We start from the raw sequence: 1,189 nt of genomic DNA on the forward strand, positions 1-1,189 counted from the left end.
GGCGGTTTCTAGGGATCGTCGCAACACGTGGTCGTGTTGATCAGGCCGCGAGCAGTTTATGCAGGCGCTCGGCTGGGGTTTCCCAGCCGAGCGTTTTGCGTGGGCGGCCGTTGAGCTGGGCGGCGACCTCGTCGAGGTGTTCGCGGCTGTGGACGGACAGGTCGGTGCCCTTGGGGAAGTACTGCCGCAGCAGGCCGTTCGTGTTCTCGTTCGAGCCGCGCTGCCAGGGGCTGGCGGGGTCGCAGAAGTAGACCGGGACGTCGGTGGCGATGGTGAAGCTCTTGTGGGCGGCCATCTCCGAGCCCTGGTCCCAGGTCAGCGAGCGGACCAGGTGGCCGGGGAGGGTCTGGACGGTGTCGACCAGGGCGTCGCGGACGTGCTCGGCGGTGCGGCCGTGGGGCAGGTGGACCAGCATCACGTAGCGAGTGGCGCGTTCGACCAGCGTGCCGATAGCGGAGGCATTGTCCTTGCCGATGATCAGGTCGCCCTCCCAGTGGCCGGGCACCGCTCGGTCCTCGGCCTCGGCCGGCCGTTCACTGATCATGACCATGGGCTCGGTGAAGCGGGGCTGCCGGGCAGCGGCCTGGCGTTGAGGTTTGCGGCGGGCACGTCCCGAGCGCAGGGCGCGGGCCAGCTCACGGCGCAGTTCACCCCGTCCTTGGACGTAAAGCGCCTGGTAGACGGTCTCGTGGACCACGTGCATCTCCGGCCGGTCGGGGAACTGTGCGTGCAAAGCCTGGCAGATCTGCTCAGGGCTCCACCGCAGGGTGAGGTGGTCCTGGATGAAGTCCCGCAGCTCCAGATTGCGCGCGATCTTCCCCGGTTTGGGGCGGGGCCGGCGGGCATCCGCGCGGGCCTGGGCCGCGTGAGGCCGGTAGGCGCCGCTGCCAGGGTGCCGGTTGCGGCGGATCTCCCGGCTGACCGTGGAGGGGCTGCGGCCCAGCTCCGCCGCGATGGAGCGGACGGTGGCCTTCTCCCGGAGCCGGTCGGCGATGTGGATGCGGTCGGCCTCGCACAAGTACCGCGACGGCGCGGAAGGCGGCACCACCGCGTGGATCGGTGGTGCCGCCTTGTTCCTGCCGGACACACTGCGTCCGTTGCGCCAGCGTCGGCCGGTCTTCGGGTTGATCCCGACGATCCGGCACGCTTCCTTGTTGCTCAGGCCCTGCTGCATGAGCTGGGAGTATGC

General features: G+C 69.8%; 1 protein-coding gene. It reads right to left on the reverse strand.

The genetic code is table 11. From position 1 onward, the window contains the following. Positions 1–40 precede the first annotated feature (40 nt). Positions 41–1,174, reverse strand: coding sequence for an IS30 family transposase (locus ACFYY2_RS34720; protein WP_388750752.1), 1,134 nt, complete (start codon positions 1,172–1,174; stop codon positions 41–43). Between the last annotated feature and the right edge of the window lie 15 nt (positions 1,175–1,189).

It is taken from the genome of Streptomyces sp. NPDC001822, assembly GCF_042892135.1.
Classification (GTDB): Bacteria; Actinomycetota; Actinomycetes; order Streptomycetales; family Streptomycetaceae; genus Streptomyces.

Bases quoted from the DNA above. Each gene is read 5' to 3' on its own strand.
- ACFYY2_RS34720 (WP_388750752.1), bottom strand. From the start codon at position 1,174: ATGCAGCAGGGCCTGAGCAACAAGGAAGCGTGCCGGATCGTCGGGATC.